At 65.4% G+C, this 16,614-nt stretch carries 13 protein-coding genes and 1 pseudogene; 6 read left to right on the plus strand and 8 right to left on the minus strand.

What is annotated here, in order from left to right; all coding sequences use genetic code 11:
• Positions 1–7: 7 nt before the first annotated feature.
• From BLQ61_RS11365 to BLQ61_RS11390, 6 genes and pseudogenes are all read left to right on the plus strand, one after another.
• The gene (locus BLQ61_RS11365) at positions 8–2,695 is read left to right on the plus strand and encodes an ABC transporter permease (protein WP_091570198.1); all 2,688 of its coding nucleotides are present in this window, start codon (positions 8–10) and stop codon (positions 2,693–2,695) included.
• A gap of 154 nt (positions 2,696–2,849) precedes the next feature.
• The gene (locus tag BLQ61_RS11370; protein WP_245703999.1) at positions 2,850–3,989 is read left to right on the plus strand and encodes a PDDEXK nuclease domain-containing protein; all 1,140 of its coding nucleotides are present in this window, start codon (positions 2,850–2,852) and stop codon (positions 3,987–3,989) included.
• A 117-nt stretch (positions 3,990–4,106) separates the two neighbouring features.
• Positions 4,107–4,432, plus strand: a pseudogene (locus BLQ61_RS11375) (FtsX-like permease family protein); the annotation flags it as partial.
• 278 nt (positions 4,433–4,710) lie between these two features.
• Positions 4,711–6,204, plus strand: a complete 1,494-nt coding sequence (locus tag BLQ61_RS11380; protein WP_175488273.1) for a hypothetical protein — start codon at positions 4,711–4,713, stop codon at positions 6,202–6,204.
• 77 nt (positions 6,205–6,281) lie between these two features.
• The gene (locus BLQ61_RS11385) at positions 6,282–7,334 is read left to right on the plus strand and encodes a PLP-dependent cysteine synthase family protein (protein WP_091570203.1); all 1,053 of its coding nucleotides are present in this window, start codon (positions 6,282–6,284) and stop codon (positions 7,332–7,334) included.
• A gap of 185 nt (positions 7,335–7,519) precedes the next feature.
• Positions 7,520–8,698, plus strand: coding sequence for a lipocalin-like domain-containing protein (locus BLQ61_RS11390; protein ID WP_425415620.1), 1,179 nt, complete (start codon positions 7,520–7,522; stop codon positions 8,696–8,698).
• A 175-nt stretch (positions 8,699–8,873) separates the two neighbouring features.
• Here BLQ61_RS11390 and BLQ61_RS11395 read toward each other — a convergent pair whose 3' ends face one another.
• The 8 genes from BLQ61_RS11395 to BLQ61_RS11430 all read right to left on the minus strand — a co-directional run bounded on the left by BLQ61_RS11395 (position 8,874) and on the right by BLQ61_RS11430 (position 16,564).
• A complete protein-coding gene (locus tag BLQ61_RS11395; protein ID WP_091570206.1) occupies positions 8,874–9,302 on the minus strand; it encodes an Hsp20/alpha crystallin family protein in 429 nt (142 codons plus the stop codon).
• A gap of 172 nt (positions 9,303–9,474) precedes the next feature.
• On the minus strand, positions 9,475–10,464 hold the full coding sequence (locus BLQ61_RS11400) for a branched-chain amino acid ABC transporter permease (RefSeq protein WP_091570208.1): 990 nt from the start codon (positions 10,462–10,464) through the stop codon (positions 9,475–9,477).
• Positions 10,465–10,481: 17 nt separating this feature from the next.
• Positions 10,482–11,366 (minus strand): branched-chain amino acid ABC transporter permease, encoded by an 885-nt coding sequence (locus BLQ61_RS11405; RefSeq protein ID WP_091570211.1) that lies wholly within the window; start codon positions 11,364–11,366, stop codon positions 10,482–10,484.
• Between the two features lie 57 nt (positions 11,367–11,423).
• Positions 11,424–12,617, minus strand: a complete 1,194-nt coding sequence (locus BLQ61_RS11410) for an ABC transporter substrate-binding protein (RefSeq protein ID WP_091570213.1) — start codon at positions 12,615–12,617, stop codon at positions 11,424–11,426.
• Positions 12,618–12,697: 80 nt separating this feature from the next.
• A complete protein-coding gene (locus tag BLQ61_RS11415; RefSeq protein WP_091570558.1) occupies positions 12,698–13,900 on the minus strand; it encodes an ABC transporter substrate-binding protein in 1,203 nt (400 codons plus the stop codon).
• Between the two features lie 62 nt (positions 13,901–13,962).
• Positions 13,963–14,673, minus strand: a complete 711-nt coding sequence (locus BLQ61_RS11420; protein ID WP_091570561.1) for an ABC transporter ATP-binding protein — start codon at positions 14,671–14,673, stop codon at positions 13,963–13,965.
• A 174-nt stretch (positions 14,674–14,847) separates the two neighbouring features.
• Positions 14,848–15,618, minus strand: a complete 771-nt coding sequence (locus BLQ61_RS11425; protein WP_091570216.1) for an ABC transporter ATP-binding protein — start codon at positions 15,616–15,618, stop codon at positions 14,848–14,850.
• 157 nt (positions 15,619–15,775) lie between these two features.
• A complete protein-coding gene (locus tag BLQ61_RS11430) occupies positions 15,776–16,564 on the minus strand; it encodes a TOBE domain-containing protein (RefSeq protein WP_091570218.1) in 789 nt (262 codons plus the stop codon).
• Positions 16,565–16,614: the final 50 nt, after the last annotated feature.

Raw genomic sequence — 16,614 nt, forward strand, 5'->3', positions numbered from 1 at the left:
CCACCCCATGCTCGCCCTGCTGCGCACCTTCTCCTGGCAGGAACTGCGCCACCACCCCTGGCGCAGCGCCGCCGCCGTGGTGGCGGTGATGCTGGGCGTGGCGCTGGGCTTTGCCGTGCATGTCATCAACGCCTCGGCGCTGGACGAGTTCTCGCAGGCGGTGCGCTCCGTCAGCGGCCAGCCCGACCTGGAGTTGCGCGCCGCGCAGGGCGCGCTGCCGGAAGGCCTGTACGGCCAGGTGGCCGCGCGCCCGCAGGTGGCGCTGGCCAGCCCCTGGCTGGAGCTGTCGGCCCAGGCCAGCGCCGAGGCCAGCGCCGCGCAGGGCCCCGCCGCCCGCGTGCCGCTGCGCGTGCTAGGGGTGGACGCGCTGGTGCTGCCCGCCATGGCGCCGTCCCTGATGCCGCGCGCCTACGAGGGCGCCGAGCGCCTGGCCATGCTGGCGCCGGGCAACGCCTTTCTGAACGCCAGCGCGCTGCAGGCACTGGGCCTGCCGGCGCAGGGCAATAGCCCGCCCGCCACCCTCACCTTGCAAAGCGGCCTGCAGACCTGGCGCGTCACCGTCGCCGGCACGGTGGCCGCCGGCGGCGCGCCGCTGGCCGTCATGGACATCGCCGCCGCGCAAGACCTGTTCGGCCGCGGCGGGCAGCTCACGCGCATCGACCTGCAGTTGCGCCCCGGCGCCCAGCGCGCGCAGGTCGAACGCGCGCTGCAGGCCCTGCCCGGCTGGCCGCGCAACGTGCGCATCGGCGAGCCCGGCGACGCCGCCCAGCGCGTCTCCAACCTGTCGCGCGCGTACCGCGTCAACCTGACGGTGCTCGCGCTGGTGGCGCTGTTCACCGGGGCGTTTCTGGTGTTCTCGGTGCTGGCCCTGAGCGTCGCGCAGCGCGCGCCGCAGTTCGCGCTGCTGGCGGTGCTGGGCGCCACGCCGCGCGAGCGGCTGGCGCTGGTGCTGTGGGAATCCGCCGCGCTGGGCCTGATCGGCAGCGCCGCCGGCATCGCCCTGGGCACGGTGCTGGCGGCGCTGGCGCTGCGCGTGCTGGGCGGCGACCTGGGCGGCGGCTACTTCGCCGGCGTGCAGCCGGCGCTGCAATGGAGCGCCCCGGCCGCCCTGCTCTACGCCGCGCTGGGGCTGGCCGCCGCGCTGGCCGGCGGCTGGTGGCCGGCGCGCCAGGCGCAGGCACTGCCACCGGCGCAGACCCTGAAGGGCCTGGGCGCGCACGGCGGGGCCACGCGCGGCGGCGCCATCGGTCTGGTTTTGATAGCGGCTGGCGCAGTGCTGGCGCTGGCTCCGCCCGTTTTTGGCATTCCGCTGGCGGCGTACGTGGCGGTGGGCCTGCTGCTGGTCGGCGGCATCGCGCTGCTGCCCTGGGGCGTACAGGCGCTCTTGCAACTAATGCAGCCGCTGGCCGCGCGCCGGGCGGCCCGCGCATCGCCCCTGATGCTGCTGGCCGTGGAGCGCGCGCGCCGCATGCGCGGCAGCGCCGCCGTGGCGGTGGGCGGCGTGGTGGCGGCCCTCAGTTTGGCGGTGGCGCTGACGGTGATGGTGGCCAGCTTTCGCGGCTCGGTCATCCAGTGGCTGGACGCCGTGCTGCCCGCGCCGCTGTATGTGCGCCTGGCCGGCAGCAGCGCGGGCGACGACGCCGCAGCGCTGCCGCCCGGCTTTGCCGAAAGCGTGGCGCAGCTGCCCGGCGTGGAGCGGGTCGAGGCCCTGCGCGTCACCAGCGTGTTGCTGGACCCGGCCCGCCCCGCCGTGGCGCTGATCGCCCGGCCGCTGCAGGGCGACCCCGCGCGCGCCCTGCCGCTGGTGGGCGATGCGCTGCCCGTGCCGCCCGGCCGCGTGGGCGTGTACGTCAGCGAGGCCGTGGCCGAGCTGTACGGCGCGCGCGTGGGCAGCGACTGGCCGGCGCTTTCAGCGGCTTTTGGGGTGCTGGCCCAATCGAATCAAGGGCCTGCAGCTATCTTTTACGTAGCAGGCGTGTGGCGCGACTACGTGCGCCAGTTCGGCGCCGTGGCGCTGGACAGCCGCGACTACCGCCGCCTGACCGGCGACGCGCGCACCAACGACCTGGCGCTGTGGCCGCGCGCGGGCGCCGACGTGGCGGCGCTGCAGGCCGGCATCGCCGCGCTGGCCCGGGGCGCTGCGGCCACCGGAACCGCGCCCGGCGTGGAGGGCCCCGGCTCACCGTCCGCCGGCGCCGTTGATGCACCCGACGCGCCTGACGCCGTGCCACTGGAATTCACCTCGGCCGCCGCCATCCGCGCCCGCAGCCTTGCCATTTTCGACCGCAGCTTCGCCGTCACCTACTGGCTGCAGGCCGTGGCCATCGGCATCGGCCTGTTCGGCGTGGCCGCCAGCTTCAGCGCCCAGGTGCTGGCGCGGCGCAAGGAATTCGGTCTATTGGCCCACCTGGGCCTGACGCGCGCGCAGGTGCTGGCCGTGGTGGCCGGTGAAGGCGCGGCGTGGACGCTGGTGGGCGCCGCCGCCGGCACGCTGCTGGGGCTGGCCGTATCGGTGGTGCTGGTGCATGTGGTGAACCCGCAGAGCTTTCACTGGACGATGGAGCTGCGGGTGCCGGGGGGGCGGCTGACGGCGCTGGCAGCGGCGGTGGTGCTGGCAGGGACGGTGACAGCGTGGCTGGCGGGACGGGCTGCGGCGGGGCGGGATGCGGTGATGGCGGTGAAGGAAGATTGGTAGCGCAAGTTGAGGCATCTAGACTGACGCACAAGGAGTTACACATGGCTAACCACTTCGCGAGCAATCCTGCCCTGCTAGAGCCTGCTCAGACAACTGGTGGGCAAGGCCGCGCCACCCAAGTATTCAAGCCGCATCAGATTCAGTCACAGTTTCCATGGCACATATTTCGCTTGGAGGATGTGTGATGGCAGGAAAAAGCGCCACGCCTGCTACTTCAACGATGCATCACGAAGCGCATGATGCATCTGCGCCAGGCGAGCTTGCGCCGCTGATCGGGCAGTTGCGCCGCCTGATTGCCAATGCGCGCGAGCAAGCGCTGCGCGCCGTAGATGTAATCCAAGTGCAAACCTGCTGGCAGGTAGGTCGCCACATCGTGGAGTTCGAGCAGGGCGGACAGCAGCGCGCCGGCTATGGCAAACGCCTGTTGCCTCTGCTGGCCGAGCAGCTGACGCAGGAGTTTGGCAAGGGGTTTGATGCCTCCAACCTGCGCTACATGCGCCTGTTCTATCAGGCGTTTCCAAAGTGTGACGCGCTGCGTCACGAATTGAGCTGGACGCACTACCGGCTGCTAACGCGGCTGGAGGATGCAGCAGCGCGCCAGTGGTACATGCACGAAGCGGCCGAGCAGAACTGGAGTTCGCGCGCGCTGCAACGGCAGATGGGCACGCTGTACTACGAGCGCCTGCTGCTGAGCCAGGACAAGGCGGCGGTGACCGCCGAGGCGCAGCAGCACGTGAAGGCCCTGCCATCCTCACCCCGCGCCTTCGTGCGCGACCCGGTGATGCTGGAGTTTCTGGGCTTGCCCGGCAGCGGCAAGCTGCTGGAGGCCGGGCTGGAACAGGGTCTGATGGACAAGCTGCAAGCCTTCTTGCTGGAGCTGGGCAAGGGCTTTGCCTTCGTGGCGCGCCAGCAGCGCATCAGCACCGAGAGCAAGGACTTCTACATTGACCTGGTGTTCTACAACTACCTGCTCAAGTGCTTCGTGCTGATCGATCTCAAGACCACCGAACTGACCCATCAGGACATTGGCCAGATGGACATGTATGTCCGTATGTACGACGACCTGAAGCGCGGCGAAGGCGATAACCCGACCGTGGGCATCTTGCTGTGCGAGGACAAAGACCAATCGGTGGTGCGCTATTCGGTACTCAACGGCAGCGAACAATTGTTTGCCAGCCGCTACAAGCTGGTGTTGCCCAGCGAAGAGCAATTGCGTACCGAACTGGCGCGAGAGGCGGAGGCTTTGCGCTTGGCCATGGCGCTGCATGAGCAGGGAGATGGGTGTGACCACTGAAACAAAAACCAATGCCGGGCCCAGGGAAGGCAGCTCTCACCGAGAGCTGATGCTCGACCGCCGGAGGCTGTGCTTTTCCTAATGTAGGAGGTCTAAAACGCCAGCCTTAGCTCCTAGGTACTGGCACGGCGTCAGGAATTGGGTTTGTTGGCCCACCTGGGCCTGACGCGCGCAGGTGCTGGCAGTAGTGACCGGCGAAGGCGCGGCTTGGACGCTGTTGGGCGCCGCCGCCGGCACGCTGCTGGGGCTGGCCGTGTCGGTGGTGCTGGTGCATGTAGTGAACCCGCAGAGTTTTCACCGGACGATGGAGCTGCGGGTGCCGGTGGCAAGGCTGGCGGCGCTGGCGGCGGCGGTGGTGTTGACGGGGACGGTGACGGCGTGGCTGGCGGGGGCGGGGTGCCACGGGGAAAGATGCAGTGATGGCGGTGAAGGAAGATTGGTAAAACTGGTCGATCGCGAGCTTTTACCACTTAAATCCAAAAGTTCAATATGCCCGCCAATACCACTTAGTAAATTTATATTTCACTCTCGAACACCTCTTCCTTGTAAATACAGGCGTTTCACCAAAATAACAACTTAAACACTATGTCCAATCGAATTCCGCTTTTCCCGTATTTTATAAAAGCAAGACAAAAATCTACACCCAAATGATTCCAATGAAAGACAATAAATTATAACGAGTCAATATGATACCAACCTTCGAACTAATTATTTTTCTAAAATGAACGACAACACCATTACGCTCGCCGAAAATCAAGATAAATCAACCATGGAACCAGAAAATAATAAAAATAACCCCTCCGCAAGAGCACAAGAAGAATATGAAAAAGACCTCCCCATCAAACATGCTCTTGAGCGGTATCTAGCTGCCATTCGAAGCATTGGCACGACAGCCAACATTACCCTGCCACATATAGCAAAATGGTGGATATCAGAGGTAGAAAAATCGCGAAAAAATATCGAAAAGCATCTCCCAGAAAAAACGGAAGATAATGATTGGCCAAAACGTTTTACTCTTGAATCAGCCAGAGAATTCGCGGAATTCTCTTCAGCTGCACGTGAATTTAATGAACTTCGCGAGCAAAAATTTACGAAGGTCCTAACCAAAAGCCTCTTTACGCAACTATTTGCAGAATTTGATGCATTCATTGGCGAATTGCTGAAAGCGATCTATCTCAAAAATGACAAGCTACTGAAAGGAATATCCCGCGAGATTTCTCTATCGGATTTAATGGAATTCGATGATATAAATTCCGTAAAAATCTCGATGCTCAACAAGGAAATAGAAACCTTCAGGCGAGATAGTTATATAGACCAATTCAGCACTCTAGAGAAAAAATTCAACATAAAGTTGCGAAAGTTTAGCGAATGGGGAATGTTTGTGGAGCTTTCTCAGAGAAGGAATATATTCACACATAACGGAGGGGCCGTAAGCGACCAATATCTTCTAGTTTGCGAAAGAGAAGGATATAAATTCGAGAATCGCCCAAAAATTGGTGAAATAACCGATGTTACCTTCGAATATTTTGGTAGCGCAAGTAGACTTCTTTCCAAGGTCGGGCTGATGTTGGCCTATACCCTTTGGAGCAAAGTATTCCCACATGAAATTTCGGAAATTCACACAGCTCTGAATGACACTATATTTCGATGCCTACAGCATAAACGTTGGCGCTTTGTGGCCGAGCTATCAGACTTTGCATTGAGCGAGCCTATGCGAAAAAATATCTCAGAAATCGATCTAAGGATTCGTATAATTAATGCAGCAATAGGGTTGAAATTCTCAAATCTGGATGATGAAGCAAAGAAAATCCTAAATTCCGTTGACTGGAGTGCCAGCTATCGAGATTTCAAACTAGCTATTCTTGTTATTCAAGAGCAATATGATGAAGCAATAAAAATAATGAAATCCATCGGTAAATCCGGGGAAATAATTCGACAACCCGACTACCATACCTGGCCCCTATTTAGTAAATTTCGTGAGCAACCGGAATTTTATGATGCTTATTATGAAGTTTATGGCGAAGCCTTTGCAGAGCGCATAGAAACGCCAAAAGGCGCTGTTGAAGCAAGTGCAAAATCCGGCAAAGTCAGCGCCCGAAAAAAAACGAATAGCTCTATAACTGACATCACGCCTTCTATAACATCACACAAGAGCGCAATAAGCAAAAATAAAACGAAAACGACAAAGGTTCTAAAGCCGAAAACTTCACCCTAGAAGTTTAGATGTGGCTTTTTTTAAATGTCCCTGGGATTTTCTCAGAAATCAATATTGCTCGAGAATTCCAATTAAATATGCTATATAGTTTGTGGCTCCCCACCGCCATCGCCCTCATCGAAGCCGACTACCAACGCAGCGCCGACACCCACCTCATCCCCCTGCCCCTGCCCGCCTACGCTGCCGCCGGTATCGACCTGTACCTGAAGGACGAATCCACCCATCCCACCGGCAGCCTCAAGCACCGGCTGGCGCGCTCGCTGTTTCTCTATGCGCTGTGCAACGGCTGGGTGCACGAGGGTTCGACCATCGTCGAGGCGTCCAGCGGCTCCACGGCGGTGAGCGAGGCCTACTTTGCCCGCCTGCTGGGCCTGCCCTTCGTGGCGGTGATGCCGCGCTCGACGTCGGCCGAGAAGGTCGCGCTGATCGAGTTCTACGGCGGGCGCTGCCACTTCGTGGAACACGCGGGCGAGGTGTACGCCGCCGCGCAGCGCATCGCCGACGAGACCGGCGGGCATTACATGGACCAGTTCACCTACGCCGAGCGCGCCACCGACTGGCGCGGCAACAACAACATCGCCGAGAGCATGTTCACGCAGATGCAGCGCGAGCGGCACCCCATCCCGCGCTGGATCGTGGTGGGCGCGGGCACGGGCGGCACCAGCGCGACCATCGGGCGCTATGTGCGCTTTCAGATGCACGCCACGCAGCTGTGCGTGGCCGACCCGGCGGGCTCGGTGTTCAGCGCCTATCACCGCACGGGCGACAAGACGTTGACCGCGCCGGGCTCGCGCATCGAGGGCATCGGCCGCCCGCGCGTGGAGGCGAGCTTCGTGCGCACGCTGGTGGACCGCATGGAAGAGGTGGCCGACCAGGACTCGATCGCCGCCATGCGCGCGCTGTCGCTGCTGCTGGGCCGGCGCGTGGGCCCGTCCACCGGCACCAACTTCGTCGCCATGCTGCGCCTGGCGCGCGAGATGCGCGAGACGGGACAGCAGGGCTCAATCCTGTCGCTGCTGTGCGACGCGGGCGAGCGCTACCTGGACACCTATTACAACAACGCCTGGGTGCAGCAGCACATGGACGTGTGCGACGTGACCAGCGCGCGCCTGCAGGCGCTGCTGGCATGAGCCTTAGCGCGCTGGTGGAGGCAACGACATGACGCAACGACGCACGGTGACTGCCAGGGTTGCGCGGCTCGGCCTGGCGCCTCGCATCGAACGGCGGTGCGCAGCGACGTTCGCCCCGATGAGCGCACCCGTCCGCGCGCAGAGGCCGGGCCAGCGCCGCACCAATGCAGGCCTTTGATCGCCGCATGCCTTTCGCGCCCGCAACCTTGCCTGGCGCTGGCCGCCCTGCCCTGCCGGCCGCCGCGCTGATGCTGGCGGCCCCGTCGCGGCGCCGCTGGCTGGCCGCTGCACTGGCCGGCGCGGCGCTCGGCCTGCCGGCGGGCCGCACGCACGCCTTGCCCCTGCGCACACTGGCCTTCCCGCGCGACCACGGCAGCCACCCGGACCTGCGCACCGAGTGGTGGTACATCACCGGCCACGCCCGCGCGGACGGGCGGCTGTGGGGCTTTCAGGTGACGTTCTTCCGCTCGCGCGTCGATGCCACGCAGGCGCTGCGGTCGGCCTTCGCGGCCAAGCAGCTGCTGTTCGCCCATGCGGCGCTGACCGATGTGCAGGGCCAGCGCCTGCGGCACGACCAGCGCATCGCCCGGGCAGGGTTCGGCATTGCCGAGGCGTCCGAGATGGATACGGCGGTCCACCTGCGCGACTGGCACGTGATGCGCAGCCCGCTCGATGGGCCCGGCCACAGCCGCTACCGCGCGCATGTCGAGGGCGACGGTTTTGCGCTCGATCTGACGTTCGACAGCACGCAGCCGGTGCTGCTGCAGGGCGACCAGGGCCTGTCGCGCAAGGGTCCGCAGGAGCGCCAAGCCAGCTACTACTACAGCCAGCCGCAGCTCAGCGTGCGCGGCCACATCGCCCTCGCCGGGCGGCGCATGGCCATCGAGCCCGGCGGGGCGCACGACAACCGCGCGTGGCTGGACCACGAGTGCAGCGAGGCGCTGCTGCACCCGGACGCCGTGGGCTGGGACTGGATCGGCATGAATTTGCACGACGGCCGGGCGCTGACGGCGTTCCACCTGCGCCGCGCGGACGGCAGCGCGCTGTGGGCGGGCGGGTCGGTGCGCGCGGCGGGCGCCGTGCAGACGCAGGTGTTCGCGCACGATGCCGTCACCTTCACGCCTCTGCGCTGGTGGATCAGCGCCTCCAGCGGCGCGCGCTATCCCATCGAATGGCGCGTGGACACGCCCGCGGGCGCCTTCACCGTGCACGCGTTGCTGCCGGACCAGGAGCTGGACAGTCGGGGCTCGACCGGGGCGATCTACTGGGAGGGGCTGTGCGAACTGCGCGACGCCAGCGGCCAGGCGGTGGGCCGGGGCTATCTGGAGATGACGGGCTACGCGCAGCGGCTGCGGCTGGGGTGAGCGGAGCGGCCCCGGCATCCGACTGCTATTTTTTCAATAGCTGGAGGCCGTTGATGCATATGGGACAGAGGCCATTTTTGCATCAAAACGGGCTGCACCCCGCTGGCAGCCCGTGGTGTGGCCCGCCTGCCCGGCATGCAGCGCGCGGGCTGCTGCCGGGGGCGCTGCGGCCGGCTTACTCGATGGTCAGCCGCTGGCCGCGACCGCCCTGCTTCTTGGGCAGGTTCAGCGTCAGCACGCCATGCTCATACTTGGCCTGGCAGCCATCGGCGTCCAGGTCGGCCGGCAGCTGGAAGCTGCGCGACACACTGCCGTAGTAGCGCTCGGAGCGCAGCAGCTTCTCGCCCTCGGTCTTCTCGTCGCGCTGGCGCACCTCGGCGCTCAGGGTGACGACGTTGCCGTCCACCGAAACGTGGATTTCCTCCTTCGGCACGCCGGGGATCTCGGCCGTCACCAGAAACCCGCCTTCGTTCTCGCGCACGTCCACCTTCATCTGCGAGGGGCCGGGCAGCGGGTCGCCGTGCAGCGGGCGCACGTAGAAGCCCGGGTTCATGTCCTTGAAGAAGTCGTCGAACAGGCCACCACGGCCAATCAGTGCGTTCATGGCAATCGCTCCTTTCGTTCGTTGAGTGGGTCAGGAAAGGGGCCGGCGTCGGCCGGCCTCATGCGGTCATCTAGGGCGGGCGCGGGGCAATTCAAGGGGTGGCGGGGCCGCATGGCCGGCCACGAAAAAACCGCCCGGGTCACGGGCGGTTGTGCGGGGATGGAGCAGGCGGTCAGCCGCGGCCGCGCCGGCGCTCAGCCCAAGCGATCAGCTCGCCCATGATGCCGCGGCGGAAGGCCAGCACGCAGACCACGAAGATCAGGCCGGTGACGATGGTGACCGACTCGCCCAGGGTGTGGAACCACTCGATGCGCGTGATGTCGGCCAGGAAGGTGCCCAGCTCGCCGATCTTGTTTTCCAGCAGCACCACCACGGCCGAGCCGACGATGGGGCCGCTCAGCGTGCCCATGCCGCCCACCAGCGTCATCAGCACCACGTGGCCCGAAGCGGTCCAGTGCACGTCGGACAGCGTGGCGAAGCCCAGCACCAGGGTCTTCAGCGAGCCGGCCAAGCCCGAGATGGCGGCCGAGATGACGAAGGCCAGCAGCTTGAAGCGGTTGGTGTCGTAGCCCAGCGAGATGGCGCGCGGTTCATTTTCCTTGATGCCGCGCAGCACCTGCCCGAAGGGCGAGTGGATGGTGCGCACGATCACCAGGAAGGCCAGCACCACGACGATCAGGCAGACGTAGTACATCGTCAGGTCGCTGGACAGGTCGATCAGCCCGAACAGCTTGCCGCGCGGCACGCCCTGCAAGCCGTCCTCGCCGCCGGTGAAGGGCGCCTGCAGCGCAGCGAAGTACAGCATCTGCGCCAGCGCCAGGGTGATCATGGTGGCGTAGATGCCCTGGCGGCGGATGGTGAACCAGCCCATCACCAGCCCGAGGAAGGCGCCGCTGGCCAGTCCCAGCAGCAGGCCGATCTCGGGCGTCACGGCCCAGGCCTTGAGCGCGTGGCCGGTGACGTAGGCCGCGCCGCCCAGGAAGGCCGCGTGGCCGAAGGACAGCAGGCCCGTGTAGCCCAGCAGCAGGTTGAAGGCCGAGGCGAACAGTGCGAAGCACAGCAGCTTCATCACGAACACCGGGTAGGCGCCGACAAAGGGCGCGGCGATCAGGCCCAGCAGCAGCAGGCCGTAACCGATGGGAGCGAATTTCTGGACGTTCATGTGGTGCACCCCGTCGCTTACTTTTCTTTGCCGAACAGGCCGGCGGGGCGGATGAGCAGGACGATGGCCATGATGACGAACACCACGGTGGACGAAGCCTCGGGGTAGAAGACCTTGGTGAAACCTTCGACGATCCCCAGGCCGAGGCCGGTGAGGATGGATCCCATGATGGAGCCCATGCCGCCGATGACCACCACGGCGAAGACCACGATGATCAGGTTCTGCCCCATCAGCGGAGTGACCTGGTAGACCGGCGCGGCCAGCACGCCGGCGAAGGCCGCCAGCGCCGCGCCAAAGGCGTAGGTCAGCGTGATCATGACCGGGACGTTCACGCCGAAGGCCTCGACCAGGCGCGGGTTCTCGGTGCCGGCACGCAGGTAGGCGCCCAGCTTGGTCTTCTCGATCACGTACCAGGTGGCCAGGCAGACGACAATGGAGGCCACCACCACCCAGGCGCGATAGTTCGGCAGGATCATGAAGCCCAGGTTGGTCGCGCCCTCCAGCAGCTCGGGCGTGTCGTATCCCAGGCCGGAGACGCCGTAAATGGAGCGGAACACGCCCTCGATCAGCAGCGTCAGGCCCAGGGTCAGCAGCAGGCCGTACAGGTGGTCCAGCTTGTAGATCCAGCGCAGCAGCAGCCGCTCGATCACCACCCCGAACGCGCCCACGATCAGCGGCGCCACGATCAGCATCACCCAGTAGTTGACGCCGAAGTAGTTCATGGCCATCCAGGTGGTCAGCGCCCCGAGCATGAACAGCGCGCCGTGCGCGAAGTTGATGACGTTGAGCAGGCCGAAGATCACCGCCAGCCCCAGGCTGAGGATGGCGTAGAACGAGCCGTTGACCAGCCCCAGCAGGAGCTGGCTCAGCATGGCCGGCATGGAGACACCAAAGAATTCCATGGAAGAACGCGGTTGCGGTAGGGAGGTGAAAGGGGTGGGGTCAGCGGCGCGGGCGGGTTACTTCCACAGCGCGCATTTGCTCTCGGCCTTGGTGGTGAAAACTTCCTCACCGGGCAGCTTCTTGACGATCTTGTAGTAGTCCCAGGTGCCCTTGGATTCCTTGGGCTCCTTGACCTGCACCAGATACATGTCGTGGATGTAGCTGCCGTCGGCACGCAGGTAGCCCTTGGCGAAGAAGTCGTCCATCTTCATGCCGCGCCAGGTCTCCATGACCTTGTCGGCATCGGTGGTGCCGGCGGCCTGCACGGCCTTCAGGTAGTTCATGGTGGCCGAGTAGTCGGCGGCCTGGATCTCGGTGGGGCGGCGGTTGGTCTTCTTCATGTAGGCGTCGGCGAACTTGCGCGAAGCGTCGTCCATGTCCCAGTACCAACTGGTGACGAACTGCATGCCGGCGGTGTTCTTCAGGCCCAGGCTGTGGATGTCGCTGTAGAAGACCAGCAGCGGGGCGATCTTCATCGTTTTGTCGATGCCGAACTCTTTCGCCGCCTTGATGGTGTTGATGGTGTCGCCGCCGGCGTTGGCCAGGGCCAGCACCTGGGCCTTGGAGTTCTGCGCCTGCAGCAGGAACGAGGAGAAGTCGGACGCATTCAGCGGGTGGCGCACGGCGTTCACCACGGTGCCGCCCTTGGCCTTGACGACGGCCGAGGCATCGGCCTCCATGGCGTGGCCGAAGGCGTAGTCGGCAGTCAGGAAGAACCAGCTCTTGCCCCCACCGTCCACGATGGCGCCGGCGGCGCCCTTGGACAGCGCCACGGTGTCGTAGGCGTAGTGGACCGAATACGGCGTGCAGGCCTCGTTGGTCAGTGCCGAGCTGCCGGCGCCGTTGTTGATCATCACCCGCTTCTTCTCGTCGGCCACCTTGGCCAGCGCCAGGGCGGTGCCGGAGTTGGTGCCGCTGAAGATCATCGTCAGGCCCTGGGTGTCGATCCATTCGCGCGCCTTGCTGGCGGCGATGTCGGCCTTGTTCTGGTGGTCCACGGTGAGCAGCTCGATGGGCTTGCCCAGCACCTTGCCACCGAAGTCGTCGATGGCCATCTGGATGGCCGTGGCGCCGCCCTTGCCTTCCAGGTCGGCGTACAGGCTGGACATGTCGCTGATGTAGCCGATCTTGACCTTGTCCTGCGCATGCGCGGCGGGAGCTAGGCCCGCCGCGGCCAGCGACAGGATCAATGCGGTGTGGCGAATGTTCACGGTTGTCTCCAGAGGCTTTGTTGTGGTGCAACCCGCCGCGCTGTGGCGGCGCGGCGGGCAGTCGGCTCAGTGCGGCGACATCACTTCCACAGCGCGCACTTGCTTTCGGTCTTGGTGGTCCAGACCTGGTCGGCGGGCAGCTTGGCGACGACCTTGTAGTAGTCCCACGGCTGCTTGGATTCGGATTGCGACTTCACCTGCATCAGGTACATGTCGTGCGCGAAGCGGCCATCGGGACGGATCGTGCCCTTGGCGTAGAAATCGTCGATGGGCGTGGACTTGAGCTTTTCCATGACCTTGTCGGCATCCGTCGTGCCCGCAGCCTGCACGGCCTTCAGGTAGTTCATGGTGGCCGAGTAGTCGGCCGCCTGGATGTCGGTGGGCATGCGCTTGGTCTTGTCGAAGAACTTCTTGCCGAAGGCGCGCGTCTGGTCGTTCAGGTTCCAGTCCCAGCTGGTGGTGAGCAGCAGGCCTTCGGTGTTCTTCAGGCCCAGGCTGTGCACGTCGGTCAGGAACACCAGCAGGCCGGCCATCTTCATGGTCTTGTTGATGCCGAACTCCTTGGCGGCCTTGATCGAATTGATCAGGTCGCCGCCGGCGTTGGCCAGACCCAGGATCTGCGCCTTGGAGTTCTGTGCCTGCAGCAGGAACGAGGAGAAGTCCGAGGCGTTCAGCGGGTGGCGCACGCTGCCCACCACGGTGCCGCCGGCCTCCTTGACGACCTTGGCCGTGTCGGCTTCCAGCGCGTGGCCGAAGGCGTAGTCGGCGGTCAGGAAGAACCAGCTCTTGCCGCCGTTCTTGACCACCGCCGCACCCGTGCCCTTGGCCAGGGCCACGGTGTCATAGGCGTAGTGCACGGTGTAGGGTGTGCACTGGTCGTTGGTCAACGCCGAGGAGCCGGCGCCGCTGTTGAAGTACACGCGTTTCTTCTCGGCCGCCACCTTGGCCGCGGCCAGCGCCGTGCCCGAGTTGGTGCCGCCGAACAGCATGGTCAGGTCCTGCGTGTCGATCCATTCGCGCGCCTTGCTGGCGGCGATGTCGGCCTTGTTCTGGTGGTCGGCGGTGAGCAGCTCGATGGGCTTGCCCAGCACCTTGCCGCCGAAGTCGTCGATGGCCATCTGGATGGCCACGGCGCCGTTCTTGCCTTCGACGTCGGCGTACAGGCTGGACATGTCGGTGATGAAGCCGATCTTGACCTTGTCCTGCGCATGCACCTGCACGGCGGCCAGCATCAGGCCGGCAGCGGCGAGCATCGAGGCGGTGGTCTTGAGGGTGTGCTTCATGGCAGTCTCCTGGTAATGCATGGTTGGAGGAATCTTGAGGGAAATAAGGGCCGGCAGGCCCGTCACACGCCCAGCAGCTCGTTGAGCACGGGCATCTTGTCGGTCAGCTCGGCGGCGGTGAAATGCTCGACCATGCGGCCGTGTTCCATGACGTAGAAACGGTCGGCCAGCGGCGCGGCGAAGCGGAAGTTCTGCTCGACCATGACCACCGTGTAGCCCTTGTCGCGCAGCATGGTGATCATGCGGGCCAGCGCCTGCACGATGACCGGCGCCAGGCCTTCGGAAATCTCGTCGAGCAGCAGCAGCCGCGCGCCGGTGCGCAGAATGCGCGCCACAGCCAGCATCTGCTGCTCGCCCCCGGACAGGCGCGTGCCCTGGCTGTTGCGGCGCTCGGCCAGGTTGGGGAACATGGCGTAGATCTCGTCGATGCCCATGCCCGGCTGGCCGGTCTTGAGCGCCGGCGGCAGCAGCAGGTTTTCCTCGCAGGTCAGGCTGGAGAAGATGCCGCGCTCCTCAGGGCAGTAGCCCACGCCCAGGTGGGCGATGCGGTGCGTGGCCATGCCGATGGTCTCGGTGCCGTGGATGCGCACCGAGCCCTTGCGCGCGCCGGTCAGGCCCATGATGGCGCGCAGCGTCGAAGTGCGCCCGGCGCCGTTGCGGCCCAGCAGCGTCACCACCTCGCCGGGCTGCACCAGCATGTCCACGCCGTGCAGCACGTGCGACTCGCCATACCAGGCCTGCAGGCCGCTGATTTCCAATGCGGGTGTCACCATTTCAATCATTCTTTTCGTTCGACATCGCACATGCGGCCGGCAACGGTCGCGCCCCGTGCCAGCAGCCGCCGCGCAAGGGCCGCCCCGCCGCGCGGGCGCCGTTACCCTTCCCGCAGCATGCAGCACAGCGAGAGAGGCGGCCAGCGACGCAGCCGCTCAGAGGGTTGTGCCGCATCAATGCGCTCCCTGCAGCTGGCCGTCGGTGGTGCCCATGTAGGCCTCCATGACCTGCGGGTTGCGCGAGACTTCCTCGTACGGGCCTTCGGCCAGCACGGCGCCGCGCTGCAGCACCGTGATGCGGTCGGCGATGGTCGAGATGACCTTCATGTTGTGCTCGACCATCAGGATGGTGCGGCCGGCCGAAACCTTCTTGATGAGCTGCGTGACCCGGTCCACGTCCTCGTGGCCCATGCCCTGCGTGGGCTCGTCCAGCAGCATCAGCTCGGGCTCCATGGCCAGGGTGGTGGCGATCTCTAGCGCGCGCTTGCGGCCGTAGGGCAGGTTCACGGTGACCTCGTCGGCCATGTCCTCCAGGCCCACCTCGGCCAGCAGCGCGCGCGCACGGCCGTCGAGCTGGTGCAGGCTCTTGTGGCTGCGCCAGAAGTGGTAGGAGGTGCCCAGGCGCCGCTGCAGGCCCATGCGCACGTTCTCCAGCAGCGTCAGGTTGGGGAATACCGCCGAGATCTGGAACGAGCGGATCACGCCGCGCCGGGCGATCTGCGCCGGCTGCTCGCGCGTGATGTCGGTGCCGTTGAAGCGGATGGTGCCCGAGGTGGGCGTGAGGAACTTGGTCAGCAGGTTGAAGCAGGTGGTCTTGCCGGCGCCGTTCGGCCCGATGAGCGCGTGGATGGAGCCGCGCCGCACCGACAGGTTCACGTCGCTCACGGCCGTGAAGCCCTTGAATTCCTTGGTCAGGTGGGAAGTTTCGAGAATGATGTCGCTCATGGCCTTGTGGGTGTGCGCGCCTGGATGCGGCAGGCTACGAGGAAGGGTTGCGGCGCATCGTAAGTGCCCGCCTTGCACTGCAGCACTGGGACAAGTGCCTATGTATAAACGCCTACGCGCGCAAGCCCCGTTCGGGGGATCGGCGCCGCCGGCGGCCTCATGAAGCGGCCAGCGCCACGGCGGATTCCTCCGCCACCAGCAGCACGCGCGAACGCGCGCGCAGGCCGGAGCCGGCATCGGCGAAGCCGACCAGCGTCAGCCCGCCGGGCAGCTGCGCCGCCACCTCGTCGCCCAGCGCGCCGCGCGCCACGCGCGTGACCTGGCCGTGCCACTGATTGCCCGCGCCCTCGGCCGCCGTTGCCGATGCCGGCAGCACCCGCACCGCCGTGGCCTTGCACAGCGCCTGCACCGCCACGCCCGGCTCTAGCGCCAGCAGCTCGGCGCTCTCGCGCGTCACGCGCGCCCAGAGCAGCTGCGGCGCGCTGCCGCCTGCTTCCTGCACTGCCTGCGACAGCGCCTGCAGCTGCACGCGCACCAGCGGGCCGCTGCGCTGCAGCTGCTGCACCGTGCACGGCCACTGGTTGCGCATGCTGGTGCGCACCGCCAGCGCCAGCGCCGCCGTGCGCGTGCTGCCCGGCTGCCAGCCGGCGGCGACCTGGGCACGCGCGGCGTGCATGGCGCCGGCGGCGGCCAGCAGGTCGTGGCCGGCGGCCGTCAGATGCGTGCCGCCGCCGCCGCTGCCGCCCACGGCGCGCTCGACCAGCGGCACGCCGGCCAGGTTGGTGAGCGTGTCCAGCGCCTGCCAGGCGGCCTTGTAGCTCACGCCGACCTCGCGCGCGGCCTGCGAGATGGAGCCCACGCGGCCGATCTCGCGCAGGATGGCCAGGCGCCGGTCGGCCGGCCCATGGCCCAGGGCCTCGGCATGGAAAGGGTGCTGCAGCATCATGGCCCGGGATCATGCACCGCCTGCGCCTATACTCATTCGCTATTCCGTCA

Origin of the sequence: Oryzisolibacter propanilivorax, from assembly GCF_900103645.1 — a bacterium.
Classification (GTDB): Bacteria; Pseudomonadota; Gammaproteobacteria; order Burkholderiales; family Burkholderiaceae_C; genus Melaminivora; species Melaminivora propanilivorax.

Bases quoted from the DNA above. Each gene is read 5' to 3' on its own strand.
- BLQ61_RS11365 (WP_091570198.1), top strand. From the start codon at position 8: ATGCTCGCCCTGCTGCGCACCTTCTCCTGGCAGGAACTGCGCCACCAC.
- BLQ61_RS11370 (WP_245703999.1), top strand. From the start codon at position 2,850: ATGGCACATATTTCGCTTGGAGGATGTGTGATGGCAGGAAAAAGCGCC.
- BLQ61_RS11380 (WP_175488273.1), top strand. From the start codon at position 4,711: ATGAACGACAACACCATTACGCTCGCCGAAAATCAAGATAAATCAACC.
- BLQ61_RS11385 (WP_091570203.1), top strand. From the start codon at position 6,282: ATGCTATATAGTTTGTGGCTCCCCACCGCCATCGCCCTCATCGAAGCC.
- BLQ61_RS11390 (WP_425415620.1), top strand. From the start codon at position 7,520: ATGCCTTTCGCGCCCGCAACCTTGCCTGGCGCTGGCCGCCCTGCCCTG.
- BLQ61_RS11395 (WP_091570206.1), bottom strand. From the start codon at position 9,302: ATGAACGCACTGATTGGCCGTGGTGGCCTGTTCGACGACTTCTTCAAG.
- BLQ61_RS11400 (WP_091570208.1), bottom strand. From the start codon at position 10,464: ATGAACGTCCAGAAATTCGCTCCCATCGGTTACGGCCTGCTGCTGCTG.
- BLQ61_RS11405 (WP_091570211.1), bottom strand. From the start codon at position 11,366: ATGGAATTCTTTGGTGTCTCCATGCCGGCCATGCTGAGCCAGCTCCTG.
- BLQ61_RS11415 (WP_091570558.1), bottom strand. From the start codon at position 13,900: ATGAAGCACACCCTCAAGACCACCGCCTCGATGCTCGCCGCTGCCGGC.
- BLQ61_RS11420 (WP_091570561.1), bottom strand. From the start codon at position 14,673: ATGGTGACACCCGCATTGGAAATCAGCGGCCTGCAGGCCTGGTATGGC.
- BLQ61_RS11425 (WP_091570216.1), bottom strand. From the start codon at position 15,618: ATGAGCGACATCATTCTCGAAACTTCCCACCTGACCAAGGAATTCAAG.
- BLQ61_RS11430 (WP_091570218.1), bottom strand. From the start codon at position 16,564: ATGATGCTGCAGCACCCTTTCCATGCCGAGGCCCTGGGCCATGGGCCG.